The organism is Pseudoxanthomonas kalamensis DSM 18571 (assembly GCF_010211745.1).
Taxonomy (GTDB): domain Bacteria; phylum Pseudomonadota; class Gammaproteobacteria; order Xanthomonadales; family Xanthomonadaceae; genus Pseudoxanthomonas_A; species Pseudoxanthomonas_A kalamensis.
Genome location: NZ_PDWQ01000001.1, coordinates 516722 through 543517, shown reverse-complemented (window position 1 = coordinate 543517; position 26796 = coordinate 516722). Strand labels below are relative to the sequence as shown.

The following is a 26796-nucleotide window of genomic DNA, read 5'->3' as shown; positions in this document are numbered from 1 at the left end:
GATCCGGTCATTGTCCCAGCACCGAGCGCAGCGCGTGATCCAGGGTGACCCGGTCGGCATCGGCGGCGACGAAGGCGCCGCGATGGTCCTGCAGCCAGCCGCCCGCCGCCGAGGGCAGTTCGCCCAGCAACAGGACCTGCGTCTGCGCCGGCAATTGCAGCCGCTGCAGGATCTCGCGCCCGACCATGCCGTCGAAGGTGCTCGACAGCGCCAGGCTGGCCACCACGCCGTCGCGGGCCAGCGCCTCCAGCCGGTCGGCCTCGTAGACCGAGACCACCGGCACGTCCAGATCGACCAGCAGTTCGACCAGGGTGGCGGCGGTTTCCACCGGTTCCACCGCGACCACGGCGACCTTCTCGCCGTTCAGCAGTTCCGGATACGGCCGCTGTTCGCGCAGCCGCATCGGCTGCTTGCCCTGCGCCACCTTGGCCGGAATCCGCACCCAGATTTCGTGTCCTCCCTTGACCCGCGGCACCAGTTCCACCTGCGCCCGCATCTGCTGCAGCAGGCGCTGGCTGACCGCCAGTCCGAGGCTGGCGCCGGGGTTGGATTGCAGCAGGTCGTGGGTGGTGACCAGGGCGCCGAAGTGGTCGGCGGAGAAGCCCATCGGCTCGTGCGCGATCTCGATCTCCAGGCCGTCGCCGCCGGCGACGAACGACACCACCAGCTCGCCGCCCTGGATCCCGTCCAGCGCGTGGATCAATAGGTTGATCATCACCTGGCGCAGCGCCATGTCGTTGATCTCGACCCGGGTGTCCTCGTCCGGCAGGCGGATCCGCAGGCCGATGCCCTGCACCTGCGCCTGCAGGGCAAACGCTTCCTGCAACAGGGCCGCCAGCTGGCTCAATTCCAGCACCCCGAGATCGCGCGGGCCGGCGCTCATCTCGCCCAGGCTGACCAGGCTGTTGAAGGCCATCGCGTCCAGACGCACCGCGGCATGGCCGATCGCCGCGACCGAACGCATCATCCCCGCATCGTTGCGGCAGCGCTGTTCCAGCAGGCGCACATGGCCGCCGAGCAGGGCCAGCGGCGCACGCATCTCGTGCGCCAGGGTGGCGAACAGGTCGCTGCTGCGCCGGAACGCCTGCATCGATTCGGCTACCGGCCGCTCCGCGCCGGTTTCCCGCCGCATCCGCCGCCGTTGCCGGTCCTCGACCAGCGCGGTTTCGTTGCCGACCTGCTGGTTGCTGCGCAGCAGCTGCATCAGTTCGGTCGTGTCCTGCAACACGAAGTGGTACTCGTCGGATTCCAGCAGCACGTGGATGTCGGCGAAGCGCCCTTCCGACAGTTCCACCGACGGGATCAGCTGCGGCGAACCGCCGGCATCGACCCGGCGCAGGTCCTGCAGCCGTTCGATCACGTCCTGGCGGCCGTCGCCGCCGGCGACGAAGCGGTCCAGGTCGCCGACCACGTCCAGCAGTTCGCCGTCGCTGCGCATGCTGACCACCACCGGCGCCGTGCGCGGCGGCGCGGCGACCGGACGCGCCGAGCGCACGCGGCCGCTGGCCGGGCTCACGCCGTGCCCCCGTCGGCCAGCCGCGCGGCGAGGGCGGCGAACGCTTCTTCCACGCCTTCGCCGGTGCGCGCACTGGTGCTGAACACCGGCAACAGGGCCTCGAGTTCGCGGATGCGGTCGGGCGGCAGTTCCCATTCGCCGGCCAGGTCGCGCTTGTTCAGCAGCAGCACCGCCGGCAGGCTGCGACCAAGCAGGCGCTCGGCCTGCTGCCACAAGCCCAGCGCGGTGTCGGCGGTGTCGGCGCGGGTACCGTCGGCCACCAGCAGCGTGCCTTGGGTGCCGGCGATGTAGTTGGCGCGCATCTGGTCCAGGGTATTGGCGCCGGCGATGTCCCACAGCACCATCCGCAACTCGCCGTTCGCCATCTGCAGCTTCTTGCTGTCCACCTTGACCCCGACCGTGGTCAGGTAGGTTTCCGAAAAGGTGTTGCGCACCGCGCGCGCGACCGTGCTGGTCTTGCCGACGCCGAAATCGCCGAGCAGGCTGATCTTGCGCGCGATCGAGCTCATCGACCCCCTCCGGGCGTTGCCGCGGCAGGCGCAGGATAGGGCGAGGTGGTCGCGCGCGCCAGCCGGTAGCGGTTGTGCGCGGCGACGCTGAACACCGCATCGTGGTCGATGACGATGGTCGAGGGCGGATGCAGCTGCGCAGCCAGCCGGCTGGCCAGCCATTCGGCGCGCTGCTGGCGCAGGCTGCGGTTCTGGTCCAGGGTGCCGGCTTCGTCGGTGGTGCCGCTGGTCTGGAAGTGGAAGGCGATGCCGTTGTCGGCGCCGAACCGCTCCAGCGCGCGCGCCTTGTCGACCAGCGTGGCCAGCTGCGGCTGCCAGTCGCCTTCCGGTTCGGCGCGGCCGCTGACGAACGGGATGCCGATGGTCTCGATCTCGGCGACCAGCGCGTCCACCCGCGACTTGTTCGGATACGACAGCGCGGAAAACTCCAGCGACGACATCCCCGGCAGGCTCAGCGGCGTCTGCCGCGCGCGGTACCAGACCGGAAACGGCACGCTGCCCTGCAGCCGGACCACGCCCTGCGCATCGGGTTCGCCGACCGTAGCTTCCGGCAGTCCTAGGCCCTGCGCCACCCGGCGCCGGATCAGGGTCGGCTCCAGCGACACGTACGGCCGCAGCGCCCAGTCCGCCTTCACCTGCGGGTGCTGTTCGGCCAGCCACTGCTTCGGGTCCGGCGCCAGCGGGTCGTACAGGCCTTCCACCCGCAGTTTATTGCGCCCGGTCGACTCCAGCTTCGATACCACAAGACCGGGCATGGTGCCGAATTCGGCGCCGATGTCCTCGACCTCGGCCGACCAGCGCCAGCCCAGCAGCAGCCACGCCAGCAGCGCCAGGCCGAGCAGGGCCAGCACCGCCCAGAAGAACAGCCGTCGCTTCGGCGGCTGTTCGGCCTGCGGGCGGGCGTTGAGGAAATCCAGGTGCGTCTGCAGCAGCAGCGGCTCGTCTTCGCCGCCTTCCTCGATCAGGCGGGTGCCGTACTCGGCGTGCAGTTCCTCGTTCAGTTCATCCAGGCGATCGCCAAAGCCGCCGCCCGGCACGCCGCGGACGAAGGCCACCAGCCGCGCCTGCGGCCCGTCGCTGACTTCGAGCTGGTACTCGCCGACCTCGGCCGAGCCGATGCCGCCGGCCTGCGGCTGATCGGCCGCCACCGATTCGTGCACGAACTGGTTGATCGCGGTGAACATGCCGGCAACCGCGTCGGCGTCCAGCTCCGGCAGGCCGGCAGCGGTCACGTGGCCCAGCAACAGGCCCGAGTCGGGCCGCACCAGGAACAGGTGCTCGACCCGGTAGCGCGCGGTGTGCCGCAGCACCACCTGCGCATACGGCACGCCGCTGCGCATGGCCTCCAGCCGCCACCACAGCGCGCGCGGGCTGAGTGCGTCGCTGAGGCCGCGGTCGAGGTCGTCGGCGATCTGCCGCAGCGCATCCTTCAGCGAACGCCGGATCGCCGGGCCGATTACCGGATAGACCGCATTGACCACCGTCTGCGGCTTGCGCTTGACCGCCATCTCCAGCGAATCGGCGGTGTTCTCGGCCAGCGCCCGCGCCAGCCGCGACGGCGTGCCGTCTTCGCCGGTTCGTTCGATCTCGTCGGCCAACTGGTCGGAAATGCGTTCGAACTGACTGGTGGTGCGCTGCAGATCCGACTGCAGCGCATCCATGCGCTCGCTCTCCTGTTGCAGCAACAGTTGGCGAAGACGGTCGTATTCGCCACTCATGCGCAGGTCCGTCAGCCGCTCTTGGCGACGTCCTGGGTGCCGCGCAGGCGCAGCGACACTTCCGCCATCAGGTCGGCCAGGTCTTCGCGCGCCAGCTTCTGTCCGCCGAGTTCGGCGCGCGCACTGCCCAAGGCTTCCTGCAGCGATTGCAGGGCCTCGCGGGTACGCTGGTCGAGCTGGGTCAGGGCATCGCGTGCGCGCGCTTCGGCGGCGGTGGCGCTGTCCTCGTGCTGCTGCAGCACGCCGTTGATCTCGCTGCGCTGGGTGCGCAGGGCCTGGCTGAAGCGGGTGTCGACGTCGTCCAGCGCGCCGGTGCGGGCGGCGGTTTCCTGCCGCAGCAGGGCGCCGAGTTTCTCGATCTGCGGATCGAGCCGGGCCTCGAGCGCCGCCAGCCGACTTTCCGACTCGCGCGCGATCCGCGCCAGCTCCGCCTCGAAACGTTCGGACAGGTCCTTCAGCCGGCGGTCGATGTCGCGTACGACGCCGCCGAACATCAGTTCGCGGATCTGTTCCATTTTGTCGCCGGGCTCGGCATTGGCCGCACCGGGCAGGGCTTCGGTCTTCAAATGTGACTTGGTGTTCATGGCGTCTCCCCTCTGGCTATTCCCGGCCGGCGCCCGCCGTCGGGCCTTTCATGCCGAACTTTCCCTGCCGGCCTTGCGGTTCAGCATAGTCCCAATGTGACTGTGAGTCATACCCTGATAAACCGTTTTCATTCATGTTCCGTTTGCTCACGTCAACGTCCGCGCAAGCGGTCATTCGCTGTGCAGTTCGGCGACAAAATCGTAGGCGTCGCCGCGGTAGAACGAGCGGGTCGATTCCACCACCCGGCCGTCGGCCAGGAAGGCGCGGCGCTCGACCAGCAGGCCCGGACTGCCCTCGGGCAGTTGCAGGTGCCCAGCGGCCTGCGCGTCCAGCGCCACCGCGCGCAGGCGCTGCAACGCCCGCCGCGGGCGGTTGCCGTGGGCGTCCAGCGCCTCGTACAGCGAAGTGGCCACCGTGTCCGGATCCGGCAGCAGATCCAGCGGCACCAGGGTGCGCTCGATCGCGATCGGCGCGCCGTCGACATGACGCAGGCGGTACAGCCGGACCACGCCGCTGCCCGGCGACAGGTTCAGCGCCATCGCCTCTTCCGGGGTGACTTCGCCGGTGCTGCGCTCGAGGAACTCCACCTGCGGGTCCAGGCCGCGTGCGCGCAGGTCGTCGGTGAAGCTGGTCAGGCGCGAGAACTGGCGCAGGATGCGCTCGGCGACGAAGGTGCCCGCGCCCTGGCGCTGGTTCAGCTGGCCGCTTTCGATCAGCCCGGCCAGCGCCTTGCGGATGGTCACCCGCGACAGCCCCAGCAGCCGGGCCAGGTCGCGCTCGCCGGGCAGGGCCTGGCCGGGGCGCAGGATGCCGGCGTCGATCAGGTTCTGCAGCGCGCGCCGCAGGCGCAGGTAGGCCACCGCGCGGGTCGCTTCGCCGGCCTGCAGGCGGCGGTATTCATCGAGAAGTTGGTTCTGCATGGCAAGAAAATACCAGTCTAGTACCAAACTGGCAAATATCCGATAAAACCCAAGACCAGTGCCGCCTTCTTGGTATTTTGGTGGTATCTTTTCTGTCCCTGTTCGAACGGCCGGCACCATGACCGCGAAAACCGTACCCGTTGACCCCTTCGACCTGGTGATCTTCGGTGGCACCGGCGACCTGGCGCTGCGCAAGCTGCTGCCGGGCCTGCTGCGCCGCTACGCGGAAGGGCAGATCCCCGAGAGCAGCCGCATCCTCGGCGTGGCCCGCGATGCGCAGAACGACGACAGCTACCGCGCGCGCGTGGGCGAGGCCCTGCAGCGGGTCGCCGACGCCGACCCGGCGCTGGCCGACAAGCTGCCCGAATTCCTGCAGCGGCTGGGCTATCAATCGCTCGACGCGACCCGCGACGACGGCTGGGACGCGTTCGCCGCCCGCCTGCACGAGCAGGGCGAGCGCATCCGCGTGTTCTACCTGTCGACCAGCCCGGCGCTGTTCGTCGACATCTGCAACCGCCTGCGCGACCACGGCCTGAACGGCGACGGCGCGCGGGTGGTGGTGGAGAAGCCGATCGGCCGCGACCTGGCCAGCGCCACCGCGATCAACGACGCGGTCGGCCGCGACTTCAGCGAAGACCAGATCTTCCGCATCGACCATTATCTGGGCAAGGAGACGGTGCAGAACCTGCTGGCGCTGCGCTTCGCCAACATCCTGTTCGAACCGCTGTGGAGCGCGCGCCATATCGACCACGTGCAGATCACCGTGGCCGAGACGGTCGGGCTGGAAAAGCGCGCCAGCTACTACGACACCTCCGGCGCGATGCGAGACATGGTGCAGAACCACCTGCTGCAGCTGCTGTGCATGGTGGCGATGGAGCCGCCGGCCACGCTGGACGCTAACGCGGTGCGCGACGAGAAGCTGAAGGTATTGCGCTCGCTGAAGCCGATCGGCCGCGACGAGATCGCCCAGGCCACCGTGCGCGGGCAGTACCGGGCCGGCGCCAGCGACGGCGCCGCGGTGCCCGGCTACCTGGACGAACTGGGCCGCGACGACTCGCGCACCGAGACCTTCGTGGCGCTGAAGGCCGAGGTCGACAACTGGCGCTGGGCCGGGGTGCCGTTCTACCTGCGCACCGGCAAGCGCCTGCCCGATCGCGTGTCCGAAATCGTCATCGACTTCCGCCACGTGCCGCATTCGATCTTCGGCGAAGCCGGCGGCGGCATCCGCTCCAACAGGCTGGTGCTGCGGCTGCAGCCGGACGAAGGCGTGAAGCTGTGGATCATGATCAAGGACCCGGGCCCCGGCGGGCTGCGGCTGCAGCACGTGCCGCTGGACATGAGCTTCGCCGAGGCCTTCGGCGTGCACCAGCCGGAAGCCTACGAACGCCTGCTGATGGACGTGGTACGCGGCAACCAGACCCTGTTCATGCGCCGCGACGAAGTCGAGGCGGCGTGGAAGTGGGTCGATCCGATCCTCGACGCCTGGAAGGAACTGGACGATGCGCCCAAGACCTATACCGCCGGCTCCTGGGGTCCCAGCGCAGCGGTGGCGCTGATCGAACGCGACGGCCGCACCTGGCACGAGGATTCGGCCTGAACATGGACAGCGCGCCCCCACCGCTGGCTCCGCTCTGCCGCTGGCAGCGCTTCGACGGCCCCGATGCGCTGGCCGATGCGCTGGCCGCCGAGGTCGCCGCGCGGCTGCGTGCGGCGCTGGCCGAACGCGGCACGGCTCGCCTGGCGCTGTCCGGCGGCAGCACCCCGGCGCGCTTCCTGCGTGCGCTGTCGCGGCAGCCGCTGGACTGGGCCGCGCTCACCGTGACCTTGGTCGACGAGCGCTGGGTCGGCGAGGACAACCCGCGCTCGAACGCCGCCCTGGTTCGCGGCCAGCTGCTGCAGGGCCCGGCCGCGGCCGCCCGGTTTCTGCCGCTGCATCTGGACCGACCGGCCCCGGAAGACGCGCTGGCCGATCTGCAGGCCGCGCTGGACCCGTACCTGCCGCTGGACGTGGCGGTGCTAGGCATGGGCCCGGACGGACATACCGCGTCCTACTTCCCCGGCGGCGACTGCCTGGCCGCGGCGCTGGACCCGGCCACCCCGGCAACCCTGTCGCCGATGCGCGCCGCCGGCGCCGGCGAGCCGCGGATCACCCTGACCCTGCCGGTGCTGGCCGCGGCCGGCTTCCGCGTCCTGCACATCGAAGGCGAGCCGAAACGGCAGGTGCTGGAGGCCGCCTGTGCCGGGCCGGCGCCCGCGCTGCCGATCGCCGCGGTGCTGCGCGCCCTGCCCGCACCGCTGCCGGTCTACTGGTGTCCTTGAGGCCCGAGCGCCGTCCCTGCTTATAATGGCCTCCGTCCGCGGCGCCCGCGCCCGGCGAGCCACTATCGTTTCCGTAGCCAGGCGGGCCTTTCGGCCCCGCTGCCAAAAGGTGGAATGTGCATAACCACGACCTGCAGTTCCTCAAGCAATTCTCGATGGTGATCGGCTTCCTGATGCTGGTCACCCTGGGCCTGATCATTGGCGCCCATTTCCTGCATAAGGTCATTCCACCGGAAGCCTCGCCCAGTGCGCAGAAGCTGACCGAAGCGCGGATCGCCCCGGTAGGCGCGGTCTATGCCGGCGAAACCGGCGCCGCCGCCCAGGCCGCCGCCGCCGCTGCCGCGGCCGCAGCAGCCGCCTCGCAGGTTGCCTACGGCGGCACTACCGACGGCTCGGTGATCTTCGACAACCTGTGCGGCGCCTGCCACCAGGGCGGGGTCGGCGGCGCGCCGACCCTGACCGCCGCCGGCATGGGCGCACGCGCGGCCAAGGGCACGGAAACCCTGTACAAGCACGCCATCGAAGGCTTCACCGGCGATGCCGGGGTGATGCCGCCGAAGGGCGGCAACCCGGGGCTGAGCGAAGAGCAGATCCACGCCACCGTCGACTGGATGCTGGCCAACATCAAGTAAGCTCGTTTTCCCGAGCCCACGACGCCGCCTGCGGGCGGCGTTGTCGTTTCCGCCCATCGCACACCGGAGTCCCGGCATGGTCCGTCACCGCCTCTGGCCCGCCTCACTGTTGCTGCTGGCAACCGCCTGCAGCCCGACATCGCCGGCCCGGCCGGCCGCCGACGGCAGCATGCCGATCGGCCAGGTGCAGGGCCGTGGCGAGCGCAGCCCGCTGGAAGGGCAGGCGGTCGCGGTCACGGGCACGGTCAGCGGCAACTTCGTCCGCGGGCTGGGCGGGTTCTTCCTGCAGGACGACGGCGACAACGACCCGGCCACCTCCGACGCCCTCTTCGTGCTGCCGCCGGAGGACGCGCCCGAGCTGCGTTCCGGTGATCGCGTGCGCGTGCGCGGCACGGTGTTCGAACAGGACGACAACGACCACCCCGGCGTCACCGCCGTGCGCGCCGAACGGATCGAGGTGCTGGGGCAGGGCGCCACCATCGAACCCGTCGTGCTGGACGAACCCCCGGCCGACTGGGAGCCGCTGGAAGGCATGCGCGTGCGCATCGACGCCGAGCTGAGCCTCAACGGCAGCGACGAGCGCTATGCCGAAACCGTGGCCAGCTTCGGCGGTCGCCTGTGGACGCCGTCCGAGCAGGCGGTTCCCGGTAGCGACGCCTACCGCCAGCTGGACGCGGACAACGCCCGCCGCAGCCTGGTGCTGGACGACGCCAGCAACCATCGCGACCCGGAGCGGATCTGGTACCTGGGCGATGCCCTGCCGCGAGCCGGCAGCCATATCGAAGACGCCGAAGGCATCGTCGACCAGCGCCACGGCAGCTGGCGGCTGCAACTGCAAGCACCGCTGCAGGTCCGCGCCGCGCCGCGCCCGTCGGCCCCGCAAGTCGGCGGCAACCTGCGGCTGGCGGTGTTCAACATGGAGAACTACTTCAACGGCGATGGTCGCGGCGGTGGTTTCCCGACCCCGCGCGGGGCGAAGACGCCGCAGCAGCTGCAAGCGCAGACCGCCAAGCTGGTCGCCACCCTGCAGGCGCTGGGCGCCGACATCGCCGCACTGATGGAGCTGGAGAACGACGGCTACGGCGCCGACGCCAGCCTGCCCCGTTTCGTCGCTGCGCTGAACGCGGCCGGCCCGGCCCGCGACTGGCGCTTCGTCGATGCCGGCCACGGCCCCGGCACCGACACCATCCGCGTCGGCCTGATCTACCGCGCCTCGCGGGTCGCCCCGGCCGGTGCGCCGGCAGTACTGGAAGGCGGTCCGTTCGGCGAGCGCAGCCGGGTGCCGCTGGCGCAGGCGTTCCGCCGCGGCAGCGGGCCGGCCCTGGTCGTGGTCGCCAACCACTTCAAGTCCAAGGGCTGCTCGGAAGCCGAAGGCGCCGACGCCGACCAGGACGACGGCCAGGGCTGCTGGAACGCGTTGCGCACCGATTCGGCGCGGCGGCTGGATGCCTGGCTGAAGACCGATCCGACCGGGCAGGGCGGTGACCTGCAACTGGTGGTCGGCGACCTGAACGCCTATGCGATGGAAGACCCGCCGCGCTGGCTGCGCGAAGCCGGCTGGCGCGACGCCTTCGCCGTGGCCGGCGTGGAGGCCCCGTACAGCTACGTCTACCGCGGCCAGGCCGGCCGGCTCGACCACGCCCTGCTGTCACCGGCGCTGGCGCAGCGCCTGCGCGGCGCCGCCGAATGGCACGTCAACGCCGACGAGCCGGACCGCGAAGGCTACGCCCGCGACAACCTGCCCGGACCGTGGCGCAGTTCCGACCACGACCCGATGCTGCTGGGATTCGATCTGTAGAGACGCGCCGCGCCGGCATCAGCAGTGCGGGCGCCGCGACCAGTTCCACAGGTGGGTGGCGACCAACAACAGGCTGCCGCCGACGGTAACCGGCGTTTCCCAGTCGTGCGACGGCCAGCCGGCCGCGCCCAGCACCAACCCGCCCAGGCCGGCTGTCGCCATGAGCCACATCGCCGCCGGCAACGGAGCTTGCCGATGCGCGCGCCACAGGGCCAGGCCCGACAACGGCAGCGCCACGCCGGCAAACACCACATGCACCCATTCGTCGTGGGCCCAGGCACCGAACAGCGGAAGCAGCGCCGCCAGCAGCGGCAGGGCCAGGCAGTGGATCAGGCACAGGGTAGACAGGACGACGGCGGATGCATCGAGTACGGCGGCAGGGGAGCGTTTCATCGGGGAAGGCCTCATCAATATTGTTATTATATAACAATTCGGCCTTGCCCGCCGCCGCCGGGCTCCGTGGGTGCAGGCGGTATCATTCCGGCATGTCTTCCCCCGCCTTCCCCGCCGAATCGGCCACGTTGTCGCTGCCCGGCCCCGCCGGTGCATTGGAGCTGGCCGTCGATCCGCCCGAAGCCGGCGTCGCCGCGCTGCCGCTGACGGCGGTGGTCTGCCACCCGCTGTCCACCGAGGGCGGCAGCCTGCACAACAAGGTGGTGACGATGGTCGCGCGCGGCCTGCGCGAACTGGGCGCGAGCACGGTGCGCTTCAATTTCCGCGGCGTCGGCGCATCGGCCGGTAGTTTCGACCACGGCGAAGGCGAATCGGACGACCTGCGCGCGGTCGTGGCCTGGGTGCGCGAACAGCGCCCCGGGCAAGCGCTGTGGCTGGCCGGCTTCAGCTTCGGCGCCTACGTCAGCCTGCGCTGCACGGCCGAACTGCATCCGGACGCGCTGATCTCGATCGCGCCACCGGCCGCCGGCCGCAGCTGGGACTTCAGCCGCATCGCACTGCCCGAATGTCCGTGGCTGGTGATCCAGGGCAACGACGACGAAATCGTCGACCCGCAGGCGGTGTACGACTGGATCGACGGCCTGAAACGCAAGCCGGTGCTGGTGCGGATGCCCGAAACCAGCCACTTCTTCCACCGCAAACTGATCGACCTGCGCGGGGCGCTGCAGCACGAAGTGAAGAACTGGCTGCCGGCGGCATGAGCACGCCCGGCGTTTCCGCGGCGCTGCCATCGCAGCGCTATGCCGAAGGCGTGGCCCACGGCGAAATCGTCGACGACCCGGCGCAGCAGCCGGCGCTGGCCGAACTCGACCGCATCCACGCCGCCCTGCTGGCGCCGCCGCCGGCCAGCGGCGGCCTGCTTGGCCGCCTGCGCCGCAAATCCGCCGCGCCGGTGCCGGGCCTGTACTACTGGGGCGAAGTCGGCCGCGGCAAGACCTTCCTGGTCGACCTGTTCTACGAAGGCCTGCCGCTGCCGGTGTATTCCAGCCGCCTCGGCGGCGGCGAAGGCGGCAAGTACCGCACCCACTTCCACCGTTTCATGCGCGGCGTGCACGAGCGCCTGCGCCAGCACGTCGGCGAGGCCGATCCGCTGGCGAAGATCGTGCACGAAGCGCACGGCCGCCTGCGGGTGCTGGTGCTGGACGAATTCATCGTCACCGACATCGGCGACGCGATGCTGCTGACGCGGCTGCTGGAGCGGATGTTCGCCGAAGGCATCACCCTGCTGACCACCTCCAATACCGCGCCGGAGAACCTGTACAAGGACGGCCTGCAGCGCGCCGGCTTCCTGCCGGCCATCGCCCTGCTGCAGCAGCACTGCGTGGTGCTGCGCTCGGACGGGCTGGAAGACTACCGGCTGCGCGCGCTGACCCGTTCGCCGGTGTATCGCGCGCCGCTGGACGCACAGGCCGACGACTGGCTGGGCGGACGCTGGGGCGAGCTGAGCGGCGGCATGACCGCGCAGCCCGGCACCATCGAGATCGACGAACGCCGCATCGCCGTGCGTGCGCGCGGCAAGAGTGTCGTCTGGTTCGACTTCAGCGCATTGTGCGAAGGCCCGCGCGGCACCACCGACTACATCGAGATCGCGCGCGAGTTCAACACCGTGCTTCTGGGCGGCATTCCGCATTTCGACCGATTCAACGAAGACGCCGCGCGTCGCTTCGTCAACCTGGTCGACGAGTTGTACGACCGCCGCGTCAACCTGGTCTGCACCGCCGCCGACGCGCCAGTCGCGCTGTATTCCGGCAGCCGCCTGCAGGGCGCGTTCGAGCGCACTGCCTCGCGGCTGATCGAGATGCAGAGCGCCGACTACCTGGCCGACGAGCACCGGCCCTGATGCCGTCACGCACAGCCACAACGACGGCTCAGTGCGCGGTGCCGCCCAGCGCGTAATCCACCGCTGCCAGCGCGTGCAGGCGGGTGGTGTCGAACACCGGAACCGGGCAATCGTCCTGACCGAGGATCAGCGGCAGTTCGGTGCAACCTAGGATCACGCCCTGCGCACCCTGTTCCAGCAGCGGCGCGATGATCGCCTGCAGGGCGCGACGCGAAGCCTCGCTGACCGTGCCCTGGCACAGCTCGTCGAAGATCACCCGATGCACTTCGGCGCGACCGACTTCGTCCGGCACCACGCAGTCGATCCCGCGAGCGGCCAGCACCTCGCGATAGAACGGTTCCTCCATCGTGAAGCGGGTACCAAGCAGGACGACCCGGTCCAGGCCGGCGGCGGCGATCGCATCGGCGGTGACTTCGGCAATGTGGATCAGTGGCGCGTCGACCGCCGCGCGCACGGCCGGCGCGATCAGGTGCATGGTGTTGGTGCCGATCAGCACGCAATCGGCGCCACCGGCGACCAGACCGCGAGCGGCCTCGGACAGGATCTCGGTCATTTCGTCCCAGGCGCCACGGCGCTGGCGCGAGGCGACCTCCTCGAAGTCGAGGCTGGCGATCCGCATCGGCGCCGAGCGCAGGCCGCCGCGCCGCCGCACCACTTCGCGGTTGATGATCTGGTAGTACAGCGCGGTCGATTCCCAGCTCATGCCGCCGATCAGGCCGATGTTTTTCACGTCCGGGGTTCCATCTGGGTGGGGCTTTCATTGTCCTTCCCAGCGCGGAAAATCGGGTTGCGAAAATTGTCTTCGATACCCGAATTCGTGGAATTATCTTCCCCTTGTTTGGATATATCAGGAAATTGATACTGTTTTTCCTGCCAAGACTGGATTAGCCTGTCGCCACGCTCCCGACACCTTCGCCCATGAAACTCGACACCATCGACAAGCAGATCCTGGCCCTGCTGCAGGAAGATGCCGAGCTGGCGGTCAGCGAGATCGCCAGCCGCGTGCACCTGTCGACCACGCCGTGCTGGCGCCGGATCCAGCGGCTGAAGGAGGCCGGGGTCATCACCCGCCAGGTCGCCCTGCTGGATCCGCACAAGCTGAATCTGGGCGTCACCGTGTTCGTGCTGCTGAAGACCCACCAGCACCACCAGGCCTGGTTCGACAGTTTCTACGCGGCGGTCAAGGCGATCCCGGAAGTGGTCGAGTTCTACCGGGTCAGCGGTGACATCGATTACCTGCTGCGGGTGGTGGTGCCGGACATCGCCGCCTACGACCAGGTCTACAAGCGGCTGACCCGCACCACCGAACTGTTCGACGTCAGTTCCAGCTTCTCGATGGAGGAGATCAAGCTGACCACCGCGCTGCCGCTGACCTACGCCTGAGCCGGTTCAGCGCAGCAGTTCGCGCAGCCACGCGGCTACCGCCTCGGTGTAGTCCGACGCGGCGCCCAGGCCGTGGTTGATCGCGCCATGACCCATCGGCTCGGGCAGCACCTGCATCGGCACGCCCAGCGAGGTCGCCTTCTGCGCGAATTTGCGGCCCTCGTCGCAGGGCGAGGACGGAAAACCGCGCTGGCTGGAGCACACGATCAGCATCGGCCGCCCGTGCCGATCCAGCTGGTGCCATGGCGAAACAGCGACCCAGTCGTCCGGGTCGTCGCCGAAGGCGCGGGTATACAACGGCGGCAGGCGCGGAGCGCGCATGATCGCCGGTACGTCCAGTGCGCCGCTGTCCAGCGAAATCACCCCCAGCGGGCGCTGCGCCCCGGCGGCCTTCCACAGCGACTCCGACGCGCCGATCAGGGCGACCAGGTGGGCGCCGGCCGAGTGCCCCATCAGCACCACCCGCGCCGGGTCGGCCCGCCATTGCGGCGCGAGTTTCTGCACTTCGGCCAGCGCGCGCGCCACGTCGCGCGCCTGATCCAGCGGCGCGGTGTCCGGACGCATGCGGTAGTTCATCGAGACCAGCACGTAGCCCTTCGGCAACCAGTACGCGGCCTTGTTCTCGATCGTGCCCGGATTGTCCTTGTTGCCGTAGGCCCAGCCGCCACCGTGCGCGTACAGAATCACCGGCGCGTCCTGCGCCTGCGCCGGCAGGTAGACGTCGAAACGCTGGCGCGGATCGTCGCCATAGGCCAGATCAGACAGCCGGCGCGCACCTTCGGGCAGGGCAGGGGGCTGCGCCGCCGGTTGCAGGGAAGCCTCGCGCGCGTTGGCCAGACGGTCGCGGAAGGTCTGCGCGTCCACCTGCGTCGCCACGGTCCATGCCAGCGCCAGCAACCACATCCATCGGACGTTGCACATGTTCATCGTCGTCCTTTCTTGTCGCTCGAATCAGCCTTCGCGCAGGCGCAAGACCGCGCGCAGGCCGTGCGGGGCGTTGGCCTGCAACTGCAAGTCGCCGCCATGCTGGCGGGCCACACGCTCGACGATCGCCAGGCCCAGGCCCGAACCGCCACCGCTGCCGTGCACGAACGGCCGCAATGCGCGTTGCGCCATTGCCGGCGGCAGGCCGGGGCCGTGGTCGGCCACCTCGACCCGCCACGCATTGCCTTCCCTGGCCAACGACAGCACAAACGGCGCAGCGCCGTGGCGCTCGGCATTGGTGACCAGGTTCTCCAGCGCACGCAGCAGGGCCATCGGCTTGCCGCGGATCGGCGCCGTATCCGGCGCATCTACTTGCCACGACTGGCGGCCAGCGGCGACCGCGTTGCGGCAGATTTCGGCCAGATCCAGCGGTTCGCTGTTCTCGTCGCGACCGTCGCGGGCGTAGGCGATGAACTGCGACAGCACCGCATCGATCTCGGCGATGTCGCGTTCCATCCCGGCGCTCAGCTCCGGGTCGCTGTCCGGCAGCAGCGCCAGCGCGTATTGCAGGCGGGTCAGCGGCGTGCGCAGGTCGTGCGAAATGCCGGCCAGCATCAGCGCGCGCTCCTCGGCGGCCTCCCGCACTTCGCGGCTGGAGCGGACCAGCGCGGCGCCGAGCTCCTGCACTTCGCGCGGGCCGTCGATCGGCGCCACCGCGGCGTCTTCACCGCGCACCAGCGCCGGTGCGGCGGTTGCCAGACGTCGCAGCGGCCGGGTCAGGCGGCGGGTGAAATAGGCCGCGGCCAGCCACACCAGCGCCGCGCACGCGCCCAGCATCACCACCGAGTAGCGGCCAGCCGCGCCAACCCGGCGTTCGCGCACCGGCAAGGCGATCCAGACCGCCGGTTGCACGTCCAGCTTCAGCCACAGCCGGTTGCGCTCGGCGCCGCGGACGATTTCCAGGTCGCGGCCCGGACCCAGTTCGCCGCTGCGGCCCATGCGCTGCAGTTCGCGCATCAGCGGCACCCGCCAGCGCGGCTGCACCGGCACGATCTGCTCGCGTACTTCCAGCCCGGCCGCGCGCAGTTCCGCCAGCGCCTCCTCGCGCGGCCGGTTGCGCAGCTGCGCCTCGGCCAGGGTGGCGAATCCGTCGGCCGCACGCCCGACCTGGTCGGCAGCCGGACGCAGGACCAGGCGCCCGCCCAGCAGCAGGGCAAACGCGGCCGCGCCCAGCAGCACCAGCGCGATCACCAGCACCAGCTGGGTGAACACGGTACGCGACGCGTTCATGCCTGCGGCTCCGGCGGCACGAACACGTAGCCGACGCCCCACACGGTCTGGATCAACCGCGGCTGCTTGGGATCGGCCTCCAGCAGCTTGCGCAGGCGGGCCACGGTCACGTCCATGCTGCGTTCGAAGGCATCGTGCTCGCGACCGCGCGCCAGACTCATCAGGCGGTCGCGGCTGAGCGGCTGGCGCGGATGCCGCAGCAGCACCGCCAGCACGGCGAACTCGCCCGAGGTCAGCTTCAGCGGCTGGCCGTTGCGGGTCAGTTCGCGGCGGCCGAGGTCGAGGCGGTAGTCGCCGAACACCACTTCGCCGCCCTCGGCCTGCGGCGCCCCCGGCAACACTCCCGGCGCACGCCGCAACACGGCGCGGATGCGCGCCAGCAGTTCGCGCGGATTGACCGGCTTGGGCAGATAATCATCGGCGCCGATCTCCAGACCGATGATGCGGTCGATCTCGTCACCCTTGGCGGTCAGCATCACCACCGGGGTGGAGTCGCCCTGGCCGCGCAGGCGACGGCAGATCTCCAGCCCGTCTTCACCCGGCAGCATCAGGTCGAGCACGATCAGGTCGTAGTGGCCGCGGTCCAGCGCCTGGCGCATCTGCGCGCCATCGCCCACGCCCTTCACCGCAAAACCCTGACCCTGCAGGTAACGCAGCAGCAGTTCGCGCAGGCGGGCATCGTCGTCGACCAGCAGGATATGTGGGGAAGTCTCGTCCATGGGCGCCACTATCGGGGCTGGCGCGGGACCGGCGCAAACCCCGATCCGGGCGCTTTGTAAGCAAATGTTTCCGGATGCCGGCGCGGAAACATCCGCTGGCCGAGACGACACACACCGGCGATGTGGCGGGCCCAGGATGGCAACCACGCGATGCACATCGCCTCGCCCCCCGACCCACACGGAGCACACCATGAACAAGACTTCCTTCCTGTTGGCCTCGCTGGCCATCGCTGCTGCGATGGCTTCCACCATTTCCGACGCTTCCGCCGAACGCGTCCGCAGCCGTGTCGTGGTCAGCGGCGAACAGGGCCGCGCCGCCGCGACCGGCGCCGCCGCGACCGGCGAGAACGGCGCTTACGCCCGTGGCCGCAAGGTCGTCAGCGATGACCAAGGCAACGTCGCCGGCCGCAGCGGCGCCTACGTCGAAAGCGCCAACGGCGGCCAGGCCGCGCGCCAGGGCAGCTTCTACCGCAACGCCGACGGCAGCGCCGGTCGCCAAGGCAGCGCTTATGCCGAAGGCGCCAACGGCGGCACCGCCTCCAGCGCCGGCAGCATCGCCCGCGATGCCGACGGCAACGTCAACGGCAGCCGCAGCACCAATGCGACCGGCGCCAACGGCAACAGCTACAGCGGCTCGACCACGGTCACCAACGGCCAGGTCAGCCACACCGGTACCTGCACCAACGCGGCCGGCGAGGTGATCGCCTGCAAGGGCGACAACTGAGCTGGCGACGTTCGCCCGACAGGACCCGACCTGACAGGACCGGAGCACCGCGCCAGGGACGGCGCACCCTTCCGGTATTCCCGCCCCCTTCCTGCGCCGCAGGCGGTTCGTCGTCTGACCCCCGGCAGCGATCCTGCCTGCGGCGCACCTTTCCCTCTCTTTCCGACCCACGAGGAACCCATCCGATGTCCTGGCTTTCACCCAACTCGAACATGACCCGCCTGCTGCTGGTGTCCGCCCTGCTGTTGCCGCTGGCCGCCCACGCGCAGACGACCCGGCAACCCACCGACGCGCAGAAGCAGGCCATGCAGGAACGCTGGAACGCCGCCGACGCCAATTCGGACGGCTACATCGACAAGGCCGAGGCCGAAGCCAAGATGCCGCGCGTGGCTCGCAACTTCGACAAGCTCGACGCCGACCAGGACGGCAAGCTGTCGTCGGAGGAATTCAAGGCCGCCGCCGGCAAGCTCGGTCAGCGCCGGCAGAAGTAGGTCGCGATGGAACTGCCCGCGCCCCGGACCCTGCTGTTCGGTCTACCGTTGCTGCTGCTGGTGGCGGTCGCCGCCCTCGAAGGCGGCTGGCTGTCGCGCACGCGCGGCTATGACTGGAAGGCGTACTGGGCCTCGCTGGCCGATGCCGTCGGCCGTAACCTGGTCAACCAGCTGCTGGGCGGCGGCGTGGTCGGCCTGCTGCTGCTGGGCGTGGCGCAGCTCCGGATCGCCGAGATCGCGATGGACCGATGGTGGCACTGGGTATTGCTCTTCCTCGGCCAGGAGTTCTGCTACTACTGGATGCATCGCGCCGACCACCGCATCCGCTGGTTCTGGCTGAACCACTCGGTGCACCATTCGCCCAACCAGTACACGCTGGCCTCGGCCTACCGGCTCGGCTGGACCGGCACCATCACCGCCGCCGCGGTGTGCTTCGCCCCGCTGGTCTGGCTCGGTTTCCCGGTCGTTGCGGTGCTTGGCGCGCTGGCGCTGAACCTGTTCTACCAGTTCTGGCTGCACACCGAACTGATCGGCACGCTGCCGCGACCGGTCGAGTACGTCTTCAACACCCCGGCGCACCATCGCGTCCACCACGGTAGCAATCCCGAATACCTGGACTGCAACTACGGCGGCGTACTGATCGTGTTCGATCGCCTGTTCGGCACCCTGCGCGAGGAACAGGCCGGGGTACCTATCCGCTACGGACTGGTCGAACCGGTGCATGGCTACAACCCGGTGAAGATCGCCCTGCATGCGTGGTGGAAGATGTTCGCCGACCTGCGCCAGGCGCGCGGCTGGGGCGAAACCGTGCAGGTTCTGCTGGGGCCACCCGGGTACCGGCCCGGCAAAGACATCTAGGGCGATCCGGCCAGTTCGTGCAACAACAACGGCAACGATGCGCCCAGGGTCTGCCCATGCGACAGGCCGGGCAGGCTGCGGTATTCGACCTGCATCCCAGATCGACGCAGGCGGTCAGCCATCTGCAGGGCGGCATCGGCTGGCACCGACGCGCGGGCCCGACGCATGGCTTCGACTGCACGCGGGTCGCGGCCGGAGGGCGGTGTTCCGCCAGACCTTCCGCCGTCGCCCGTCATCAGCCGCAATACCGGTGCAGCATCCCCAGGCTGCGCGTGCTTTTCCTCTTCCAGCAAATAGCCCTCGCCCCACCATAGCGACGGATCGATCGCCGCATAGATGCGGAAAGCCTGCGGCCGTGTGAACAGCGCGTGCAACACGAATACGCCGCCATACGAGTGTCCCCACAACGCCCGTCGGGCAGGATCGACCTTCGCCATCGCTTCGACCTTCGGCACGATACTGTCGAGGATCAGGTCGAGAAAAGCCTCGGCGCCGCCATTGCGCCTCGCGCCCACGGCGTCCTGCTGCGCCGGGTCGCCACCCGGGCGGCGCGGGGTGTAGTCGTAGGCACGTGCGGTGGCGTCGATGCGCAGGTCATTGTCGTAACCGATGAAAACGAGCAGCGGCGGTCGCGGCGCCTTGGCCAATTCGCCAAGCAATCCGGCGTCCACGTCCATCAACGCGGCGTTGCCGTCGAGCAGGAACGCCGCCGGAAAGCCTTCGGCAGGCACCTCGGCCAGCGGCACCGCCACGCGTACGCGGTAGTGACGCTGGCCATCGGCCGAACCCAGGTGGAACGCCTCGAAGCGGTAACCCGGCACGCCGGTATCGGCCACCGTGATGCCGATCCGGCGCGACAGATCGGGTTGGGCCCATGCCGGCATGACCGCGAACAACAACCAGATCAATGCGGCGACGCGCTTCATGAAGATGTTCCCGGAGAATGGTGGACGGACCGGACCAGATCAACTTCGCCGCCACTGCGGTGCCGGCCTCGGCAAGCAGGGTCAATCCCGGCAATGCATGCGGCGACCAGACTGATGCGGGTATCGAAGCGCAGCCCGCCGCCAATCCAGAATGTCGCCCGGCTTGATGACGGACAATTCCCGCATGACAGGCCACGCTTCCGCCTTAGAACCCGATGTTCATCGACACATGATAGGCACGGCCGGGTTCGTTGTACGTGGCCGCGCCGGCGCCGTTGCTGTTGGCTTCGCGGAACAGGCGCTTGTCGAACAGATTGTTGATGCCAGCACCGATGCTGATCTTCTCGGTGATGCGGTAGCGTCCGCTAAAGCTCCATAGATTGTAGGCCCCGCGCTTGTTCAACACTGGATTGCCCTCGCACGATGACGAATTCAGGCTCCCGCTTCCGTCGCAGACCGGGTCGTTGTTCATGTTGGCGGTGGCCGGCTCCTGTTCGCCGTAGAAGGTGCCCGTCAACAACAGCGACAGGTTCTCGGTCGCCTGCCAGTCCAGCGAGGTGTTGACCGTGTATTCGGGAATGATCGACAGCGGCTGGTCGGTTTCCTTGTTCTTGTTGTCGATCATCCAGGTCAGGTTGGTGTTCCACTTCAGCACGCTGCCGCGATCACCCAGCAGCGGAATGTCGAGGTTGCCCTCCAGGCCCTGCACCAGCGCCTCGGGCATGTTCTCCCAGCGGAACACCCAGCCGTTGGCGGCCGATACCTGCCCGACCGGAATGAAACCGGTGGCGATCTTGTCCTTGTAGTCGTTGTGGAAATAGGTCAGCGAGGCGTGATAGCCGCTGTCCGGCGCCCATTCGATGCCGATTTCCTTGTTCAGGCTGGTTTCGGCGTCGAGATCGGGATTGCCTTGCACGTAGCAGCCGCCACCGCTGCTTGGATAATTGTTCGGGCAACCGTTGCCCCTCGTGTAGTACAGGTAGTTCGGGTTGGACTGGTACAGGTTCGGCGCCTTGAACGCGCGCGCCACGCCGCCCTTCACCACCCATGCGTCGTTGATGCGGTATTGCGCGTTGAGGCTGGGACTGACGTTGTTGCCGAACTGGCTGTGGTGGTCGAAACGAACGCCCGGGGTGACGATCCAGCGTTCGCCGATGTAGATGTTGTCCTCGACGAATGCCGCCGCGGTCTGCGCGTCGGCCTTGCCGCCGCCGCGATCCGGATCCACGCCGGACACGCCGCCGCCACCGGTATTGCCCTGAGAGACCGAGAACGGGTCTTCCAGGCGGTTGTCGGTGTACTCGAACCCGAAGGTCCAGATGTTGTCGTGGCCGCCGAGAACGGTCGGGACGTTCAGTTCGCCATCCAGCGACGTGTTGCGCAGACGGCTGGTGCTCCAGCCGGTTTCGGTGTTGATGCTGCCTTCGCTGCCGCCGGCCAGGCCTTCGTTGAGGCGCTTGTTGTTGGTCGCCTCATAAGCCAGGGTCAGGCGCGAGGAGTTGCCGCCCCAGCTGCCACGGTGAGTGACCGAGCCGCTGTTGCGGTACATGCGGTTGGTTTCGGTGCCAGCGTTGGCCAGGCCGCTCAGCAGGTCGCTGCCGGCACTGCTGACGGCGCGGTCGCCGGCATAGATGTTGCCTTGGCGGCTGGTAGCGGCCTCGAACTCGATCACCTGGGTGTCGTTGACGTCCCAGCGCAGCAGCGCACTCAGGTCCTTGTTCTTGACGCCTTCGCGACCGGCTGGCGGGGTGTTGCCCTCGGCGGCGGCGTAGTCGGCGTTCAGGTCCAGCGAATCGGCATCGGTTTCGTTCACGTTGCCGTACAGCCGGAACGACAAGCGATCGCTCAGCGGCCCGCTGAGTTGCACGCCGGCGCGCTGGCTGTCGCCTTCCTCGCCGTGCATCGGTTGCAGGCCGTACAGCGTCAGCGAACCGGACAAATCGCCGGTCGGTTTCTTGGTGATGATGTTGACCACGCCGCCAGACGCGCCGGAGCCGTAGCGCGCCGCCGCCGGACCGCGCAGCACCTCGATACGCTCGACCATCTCGGCCGGCACCCAGTTGGTGTCGCCGCGGGTGTTGCGCTCGCCGCTGCGACCCATGCGAATCGAGTTGCGCGAGCCGACCGCCTTGCCGTCGACCAGGATCAAGGTGTTCTCCGGACCCATGCCGCGCAGGTCGATCTGGCGGTTGTTGCCGTACTGGCCGGAAGCGCTGTTGCCGGTCAGGTTGACCCCGGGCATGGTCCGCAGGATCTCGGACAGGTCATTGGCCGGCGGGCGCTTGGCGATGTCCTCGGCGGTAATGACCGACGTGCCCAGCGCCTGCCTGGCGATCTGTTCGGCGGTGACGTGGACGGCATCCAGTTCGGTCGCCTCGTCTCCGCTTGGCGATTGCTGGGCCACCACCGGCGCGGCGCCGGCAATCAGGGCCAGAAACACGGCCCGGGCCAGCGGCCGAGGCTGGCGGAAAACCACGGGCGCGGCCGAGGGAAGAGTGTCGATCTGCATGCTGGAGCCTTCTGTCTGCAAGAGGAAGAAAAACGACCTCTGGCGAAGGCTCGAGGCATGTCCCTGTGGGATGTCAATTCGGGGATGATAATTGTTATTTCAGTATTTGTGAATGATTCTCGTTTTCTTTCATGCCGTCATCCCGGCCCTGGCTTTGCCGCGCCGCTTGGCTTTCGCCCCCACCACGTCCGGGCGCGGCCCCTGAGCCCTGACAGCGCAGGTATAGCTTCACTCGCGCGCCCCGCTTCACACCACATTTGGTATTGACGGTTCAGTGACACCCCACTATGTTGTGCTAGTCGGTTCCGCAGGTCGCAAGCCTGTGGATGAAAAGGGAAGCCGGTGCGAATCCGGCGCTGCCCCGCAGCGGTAAGTGGAAACGAACCCGTCATTGGCACTGGGGCAAAGGCCCCGGGAAGCGACGGGCCAGGAAAAGCGAGGAACGAGTCCGGAGAAACGAGGAACGAGTGGAAAGCGGCGACCGCCCTGTCCTTACTCGTTTCCCGTCGATCTCCGCTGGTTTCCCGCCCCGTCCACAAGCCCGAAGACCTGCCGACAGCCGCGCGCATGCACGCCGCGCGGTGCCGGCTGCGGAATCTCCGGGGGGAGATGGCTGGCGACGCTGGGCCGGTCTCCGGCCCGGGCGACGGTGACGACCCGCCATCTCGCCTGCTGCGACGCCGCTGTTCCACCTTGCGATACGCGCCACCGCCACCTGCGAGGGACAGGTTGCGCCGTGCGTCCCGCATGGAGGAACCGATGACCCAGACCGAAGCCGCCGTGTCCGTACCCGCCGGCCACAATTTCGAACTGACCCCGCCGCCCACCGCAACCGCGATGCGCGTGACCAAGCGCAATGGCGGTCAAGAGGCGGTCGATCTGAACAAGATCGTGCGCGCCGTGCAGCGCTGCTGCGAGGGCCTGCACGCGATCGATCCGATGCGGGTGGCCACCCGCACCATCTCCGGCCTCTACGACGGCGCCAGCACCCGCGAGCTGGACGAGCTGTCGATCCGCACCGCCGCCCTGCTGACCGCCGAGGAACCCGAATACAGCCGCCTGGCCGCGCGCCTGCTGGCCGGCTACATCGCCAAGGAAGTGGCCGGCCAGGAAATCCACGCCTTTTCGCAGTCGATCTTGCGCGGGCACGAACTCGGCCTGATCAACGATCGCCTGCTCGGCTTCGTGCAGGCCAATGCGCGCAAGCTCAACGACGCGCTGGACCCGGCGCTGGACCTGAACTTCGACTACTTCGGCCTGCGCACGCTGTACGACCGCTACCTGCTGCGCCATCCGCACGCGCGCACGGTGATCGAGACCCCGCAGCAGTTCTTCCTGCGCATCGCCTGCGCGCTGAGCACCGACGTGCCCGAGGCCCTGGCGCTGTACCAGCGCATGGGCCGCCTGGACTACATGCCGTCCTCGCCGACCCTGTTCAATGCCGGCACCACCCACGAACAGCTGTCCAGCTGTTTCCTGCTGGATTCGCCGCAGGACACGCTGGAATCGATTTACCGCCGTTACGGCGATATCGCCCAGCTCAGCAAGTTCAGCGGCGGCATCGGCGTGTCGTACAGCCGCGTGCGTTCGCGCGGCTCGCTGATCCGTTCCACCAACGGCCACAGCAACGGCATCGTGCCGTGGCTGAAGACGCTGGACTCCTCGGTCGCGGCGGTCAACCAGGGCGGCAAGCGCAAGGGCGCGGCCTGCGTCTATCTGGAAACCTGGCACGCCGACATCGAGGACTTCCTCGAACTGCGCGACAACACCGGCGACGACGCCCGGCGCACGCACAACCTGAACCTCGCCAACTGGGTGCCGGACCTGTTCATGCGCCGGGTCGAAGCCGACCAGCCGTGGTCGCTGTTCGATCCGCATGCCGTGCCGGAATTCACCGACCTGCATGGCGAGGCCTTCGAGCGCGCCTACGAGCAGGCCGAAGCGCAGGGCAAGGCGGTGCGGCAGTTGCCGGCACGCAAGCTGTACGCGCGGATGATGCGCACGCTGGCCGAAACCGGCAACGGCTGGATGACCTTCAAGGACAAGTGCAACCGCGCCAGCAACCAGACCGCCAAGGCCGGCAACGTCATCCACCTGTCCAACCTGTGCACCGAAATCCTGGAAGTCACCAGCGCCGAGGAGACTGCGGTGTGCAACCTCGGCTCGATCAACCTGGGCCATCACCTGGACGAGCACAACGAATTCGATTTCGACAAGCTGGCCGAAACCGTGCGCCTGGCCGTGCGCCAGCTGGACCGGGTGATCGACCTCAATTTCTACCCGCTCGAAAGCGCGCGCCGCGGCAACCTGCGCTGGCGCCCGGTCGGGCTGGGCTGCATGGGCCTGCAGGACGTGTTCTTCCGACTGCGGCTGCCGTTCGACAGCGAACCGGCCCGCGCGCTATCGCGGCGAATCGCTGAAACCATCTACTACCACGCGCTGGAAACCTCGTGCGAACTGGCGCAGGAGCAGGGCCGGCATCCGTCGTTCGACGACACCCGCGCTGCCACCGGCGAGCTTCAGTTCGACGCCTGGGACATCGCGCCGGAGCACGCCGACCGCTGGGACACGCTGCGCGAACGCATCCGCGAACACGGCCTGCGAAACTCGCTGCTGGTGGCGATCGCGCCAACCGCGACCATCGCCTCGATCTGCGGCTGCTACGAATGCGTCGAGCCGCAGGTCTCCAACCTGTTCAAGCGCGAAACCCTGTCGGGCGACTTCCTGCAGGTCAACCGCCACCTGGTCCGCGAGCTGAAACAGCTGGGGTTGTGGACGCCGGAGATGCGCGACGAGATCAAGCTGGCCGACGGCTCGGTGCAGGCCATCGCGCGAATCCCGGAACCGCTGCGACAGGTCTACCGCACGGCGTGGGAGCTGCCGATGCGCAGCCTGATCGACATGGCCGCCGACCGCGGCGCCTTCATCGACCAGTCGGCCTCGCTGAACCTGTTCATGGAAAGCCCCAACATCGGCGCGATGTCGTCGATGTACATGTACGCGTGGAAGCAGGGCATCAAGACCACCTACTACCTGCGCTCGCGCCCGGCGACGAAGATCGCCAAGACCACCGTCAGCGCCTACACCCCGGCCCAGGCCGTGGCCTGCTCGCTGGAAAACCCGGAAGCCTGCGAGGCCTGCCAGTGAGGCAGAAGTGAGCGGAGAGGAGTGAGAAGTGAGTGGAAGGCCGGCTCAGGTGGGACGGGATCGTCGGCACAGCGTGGTCAGCATTCTGCTCAGTTCGTCGATCAATCCCATCTGCCTCGCCAGCGACCCGGAGGGCAACCAATCCAGACGCCCGCAAAGCAGCAGTTGCGTGTGGAGCTCCGACAGGGACCCATGCGCAACCGCCAGGAACTGCCTTCGCTCGTTCTTCGATTCACGCGTCCAGCCTTCCGCGATGTTGCTGGCGACGGAAACGGCGGGGCGTGTGATCTGCAGGCGAATCCCGTACTTCTCTTCGCTCGGCAAGCCGGTCGCGCTCTTGCACGCGAGCTCCGCCAGTTCCATCGCCTTGTTCCACAACTTCGTTTCCATGTAATGCATCGCGCACCCTCCGCTGTCCATCGTGGCCAAATGTCGCCATTCGCACCATCAGAGGAATCCCATTTCCATGTCAGCCATTGACCCCCTCACCCCTCACTCCTCTCCACTCACTCCTCGCCTGCTCGATCCCGGCTTCGAACTGACCCTGCGCCCGATGCGCTATCCGCAGTTCTACGAGATGTACCGCAACGGCATCCGCAACACCTGGACCGTCGACGAGATCAATTTCCAGATCGACATCACCGATCTGCACGACAAGATGACTGCGGCCGACCGCCACCTGATCCACCGACTGGTCGCGTTCTTCGCCACCGGTGATTCGATCGTCTCCAACAACCTGGTGCTGAACCTGTACCAGCACCTCAACGCGCCCGAAGCGCGCATGTACCTGTCGCGGCAGCTGTACGAGGAGGCGCTGCACGTGCAGTTCTACCTGACCCTGCTCGACAACTACCTGCCGGACCCTGGCGAGCGTTTCAAGGCCTTCGCCGCGGTGGAGAACATTCCGTCGATCAAGCAGAAGGCCGATTTCTGCTTCAAGTGGATCGACAGCATCCAGGACCTGAAGCGCATCGAGACCCGCGAACAGCGCCGGCAGTTCCTGCTCAATCAGATCTGCTTCGCCGCCTGCATCGAGGGCCTGTTCTTCTTCGCCGCCTTCGCCTACGTATTCTATTTCCGTTCGCGCGGCCTGTTGCCGGGGCTGGCCAGCGGCACCAACTGGGTATTCCGCGACGAAAGCTGCCACATGGATTTCGCTTTCGAATCGGTGCGGGTGGTGCGCGAAGAGGAACCGGACCTGTTCGACGACGCCATGCAGCAGCAGGTCCGCGACATGCTGGCCGAGGCGATCGAGTGCGAGGTGCAGTTTGCCGAGGACGTGCTGTCCGGCGGCGTGGCCGGGATTTCCACCCGCGACATGCGCCAGTACCTGCAGCACTGCGCCGACAACCACTTCGCGCGGCTAGGCATGGACAAGCAGTACCACGTCCGCAACCCGCTGCCGTTCATGGAGCTGCAGGACGTGCAGGAACTGACCAACTTCTTCGAACGCCGAGTCTCGGCCTATCAGGTCGGCGTGCAGGGCGAAGTCGGCTTCGACCACGCGTTCTGATCCCGCGCCGGCATGCTCTGGC

General features: G+C 68.3%; 25 protein-coding genes and 1 riboswitch. Of the genes, 12 read left to right on the top strand and 13 right to left on the bottom strand.

Features of this window, described 5'->3' with window-relative positions; all coding sequences use genetic code 11:
* Positions 1-7: 7 nt before the first annotated feature.
* The 5 genes from CSC70_RS02400 to CSC70_RS02380 form a co-directional block, all read right to left on the bottom strand.
* Entirely contained in the window at positions 8-1516 is a 1509-nt protein-coding gene (locus CSC70_RS02400; RefSeq protein WP_162455028.1) for a sensor histidine kinase, read from the bottom strand.
* Positions 1513-2025 (bottom strand): Rab family GTPase, encoded by a 513-nt coding sequence (locus tag CSC70_RS02395; RefSeq protein WP_162455027.1) that lies wholly within the window; start codon positions 2023-2025, stop codon positions 1513-1515. The genes CSC70_RS02400 and CSC70_RS02395 overlap by 4 nt, the downstream gene beginning before the upstream one ends.
* Positions 2022-3743, bottom strand: a complete 1722-nt coding sequence (locus tag CSC70_RS02390) for a hypothetical protein (RefSeq protein WP_162455026.1) — start codon at positions 3741-3743, stop codon at positions 2022-2024. The genes CSC70_RS02395 and CSC70_RS02390 overlap by 4 nt, the downstream gene beginning before the upstream one ends.
* Positions 3744-3754: 11 nt before the next feature.
* Positions 3755-4327: a hypothetical protein gene (locus CSC70_RS02385; RefSeq protein WP_162455025.1), complete on the bottom strand. Its 573-nt coding sequence runs from the start codon at positions 4325-4327 to the stop codon at positions 3755-3757.
* Between the two features lie 171 nt (positions 4328-4498).
* The gene (locus tag CSC70_RS02380) at positions 4499-5248 is read right to left on the bottom strand and encodes a GntR family transcriptional regulator (RefSeq protein ID WP_162455024.1); all 750 of its coding nucleotides are present in this window, start codon (positions 5246-5248) and stop codon (positions 4499-4501) included.
* A gap of 118 nt (positions 5249-5366) precedes the next feature.
* On the opposite strand from CSC70_RS02380, the gene zwf reads away from it, so the two are divergent.
* The 4 genes from zwf (at position 5367) to CSC70_RS02360 (ending at position 9997) form a co-directional block, all read left to right on the top strand.
* A complete protein-coding gene (gene zwf / locus CSC70_RS02375; RefSeq protein ID WP_162455023.1) occupies positions 5367-6845 on the top strand; it encodes a glucose-6-phosphate dehydrogenase in 1479 nt (492 codons plus the stop codon).
* A gap of 2 nt (positions 6846-6847) precedes the next feature.
* Positions 6848-7567, top strand: coding sequence for a 6-phosphogluconolactonase (pgl, locus tag CSC70_RS02370; protein ID WP_162455022.1), 720 nt, complete (start codon positions 6848-6850; stop codon positions 7565-7567).
* A gap of 116 nt (positions 7568-7683) precedes the next feature.
* On the top strand, positions 7684-8199 hold the full coding sequence (locus CSC70_RS02365) for a c-type cytochrome (RefSeq protein WP_162455021.1): 516 nt from the start codon (positions 7684-7686) through the stop codon (positions 8197-8199).
* 76 nt (positions 8200-8275) lie between these two features.
* The gene (locus CSC70_RS02360; RefSeq protein WP_162455020.1) at positions 8276-9997 is read left to right on the top strand and encodes an ExeM/NucH family extracellular endonuclease; all 1722 of its coding nucleotides are present in this window, start codon (positions 8276-8278) and stop codon (positions 9995-9997) included.
* An 18-nt stretch (positions 9998-10015) separates the two neighbouring features.
* Here CSC70_RS02360 and CSC70_RS02355 read toward each other — a convergent pair whose 3' ends face one another.
* Positions 10016-10390, bottom strand: coding sequence for a MerC domain-containing protein (locus CSC70_RS02355; protein ID WP_162455019.1), 375 nt, complete (start codon positions 10388-10390; stop codon positions 10016-10018).
* Positions 10391-10482: 92 nt separating this feature from the next.
* Between CSC70_RS02355 and CSC70_RS02350 the strand changes: the two genes are divergently transcribed.
* Together CSC70_RS02350 and zapE are read left to right on the top strand one after the other, a co-directional pair.
* Positions 10483-11151: an alpha/beta hydrolase gene (locus tag CSC70_RS02350; protein ID WP_162455018.1), complete on the top strand. Its 669-nt coding sequence runs from the start codon at positions 10483-10485 to the stop codon at positions 11149-11151.
* Positions 11148-12290, top strand: coding sequence for a cell division protein ZapE (gene zapE / locus CSC70_RS02345; protein WP_162455017.1), 1143 nt, complete (start codon positions 11148-11150; stop codon positions 12288-12290). The genes CSC70_RS02350 and zapE overlap by 4 nt, the downstream gene beginning before the upstream one ends.
* 28 nt (positions 12291-12318) lie before the next feature.
* On the opposite strand, the gene CSC70_RS02340 is transcribed toward zapE, so the two are convergent.
* Positions 12319-13020: an aspartate/glutamate racemase family protein gene (locus tag CSC70_RS02340; RefSeq protein ID WP_162455016.1), complete on the bottom strand. Its 702-nt coding sequence runs from the start codon at positions 13018-13020 to the stop codon at positions 12319-12321.
* Between the two features lie 188 nt (positions 13021-13208).
* Here CSC70_RS02340 and CSC70_RS02335 point away from each other — a divergent pair, with 188 nt between their 5' ends.
* Complete coding sequence (locus CSC70_RS02335) at positions 13209-13673, top strand: Lrp/AsnC family transcriptional regulator (RefSeq protein ID WP_162455015.1); 465 nt, start codon at positions 13209-13211, stop codon at positions 13671-13673.
* Between the two features lie 6 nt (positions 13674-13679).
* Here the strand turns inward: CSC70_RS02335 and CSC70_RS02330 are convergent, their stop codons facing one another.
* The 3 genes from CSC70_RS02330 to ompR are packed head-to-tail and all read right to left on the bottom strand — an operon-like array spanning position 13680 to position 16606.
* Positions 13680-14600 (bottom strand): alpha/beta hydrolase, encoded by a 921-nt coding sequence (locus tag CSC70_RS02330; protein ID WP_211369393.1) that lies wholly within the window; start codon positions 14598-14600, stop codon positions 13680-13682.
* Between the two features lie 24 nt (positions 14601-14624).
* Positions 14625-15887, bottom strand: a complete 1263-nt coding sequence (locus CSC70_RS02325) for an ATP-binding protein (RefSeq protein WP_162455014.1) — start codon at positions 15885-15887, stop codon at positions 14625-14627.
* Entirely contained in the window at positions 15884-16606 is a 723-nt protein-coding gene (gene ompR / locus CSC70_RS02320) for an osmolarity response regulator transcription factor OmpR (protein ID WP_162455013.1), read from the bottom strand. The genes CSC70_RS02325 and ompR overlap by 4 nt, the downstream gene beginning before the upstream one ends.
* Before the next feature lie 190 nt (positions 16607-16796).
* On the opposite strand from ompR, the gene CSC70_RS02315 reads away from it, so the two are divergent.
* The 3 genes from CSC70_RS02315 (at position 16797) to CSC70_RS02305 (ending at position 18679) form a co-directional block, all read left to right on the top strand.
* Positions 16797-17330, top strand: a complete 534-nt coding sequence (locus tag CSC70_RS02315; protein ID WP_162455012.1) for a hypothetical protein — start codon at positions 16797-16799, stop codon at positions 17328-17330.
* Positions 17331-17542: 212 nt separating this feature from the next.
* Entirely contained in the window at positions 17543-17821 is a 279-nt protein-coding gene (locus CSC70_RS02310; protein WP_211369392.1) for an EF-hand domain-containing protein, read from the top strand.
* 6 nt (positions 17822-17827) lie between these two features.
* On the top strand, positions 17828-18679 hold the full coding sequence (locus CSC70_RS02305) for a sterol desaturase family protein (RefSeq protein ID WP_162455010.1): 852 nt from the start codon (positions 17828-17830) through the stop codon (positions 18677-18679).
* Here the strand turns inward: CSC70_RS02305 and CSC70_RS02300 are convergent.
* Positions 18676-19605, bottom strand: a complete 930-nt coding sequence (locus CSC70_RS02300) for an alpha/beta hydrolase (protein WP_162455009.1) — start codon at positions 19603-19605, stop codon at positions 18676-18678. The two genes, CSC70_RS02305 and CSC70_RS02300, sit on opposite strands and share 4 nt — an antisense overlap.
* 205 nt (positions 19606-19810) lie before the next feature.
* Entirely contained in the window at positions 19811-22114 is a 2304-nt protein-coding gene (locus CSC70_RS02295) for a TonB-dependent siderophore receptor (RefSeq protein WP_162455008.1), read from the bottom strand.
* Between the two features lie 283 nt (positions 22115-22397).
* Positions 22398-22685: riboswitch (cobalamin riboswitch) on the top strand.
* 188 nt (positions 22686-22873) lie between these two features.
* On the opposite strand from CSC70_RS02295, the gene CSC70_RS02290 reads away from it, so the two are divergent.
* A complete protein-coding gene (locus tag CSC70_RS02290; RefSeq protein WP_162455007.1) occupies positions 22874-25261 on the top strand; it encodes a ribonucleoside-diphosphate reductase subunit alpha in 2388 nt (795 codons plus the stop codon).
* Positions 25262-25306: 45 nt separating this feature from the next.
* On the opposite strand, the gene CSC70_RS02285 is transcribed toward CSC70_RS02290, so the two are convergent.
* Positions 25307-25651, bottom strand: coding sequence for a four helix bundle protein (locus tag CSC70_RS02285; RefSeq protein ID WP_162455006.1), 345 nt, complete (start codon positions 25649-25651; stop codon positions 25307-25309).
* 76 nt (positions 25652-25727) lie between these two features.
* Between CSC70_RS02285 and CSC70_RS02280 the strand changes: the two genes are divergently transcribed.
* Positions 25728-26774: a ribonucleotide-diphosphate reductase subunit beta gene (locus tag CSC70_RS02280; protein ID WP_162455005.1), complete on the top strand. Its 1047-nt coding sequence runs from the start codon at positions 25728-25730 to the stop codon at positions 26772-26774.
* The last annotated feature ends 22 nt before the right edge of the window (positions 26775-26796 follow it).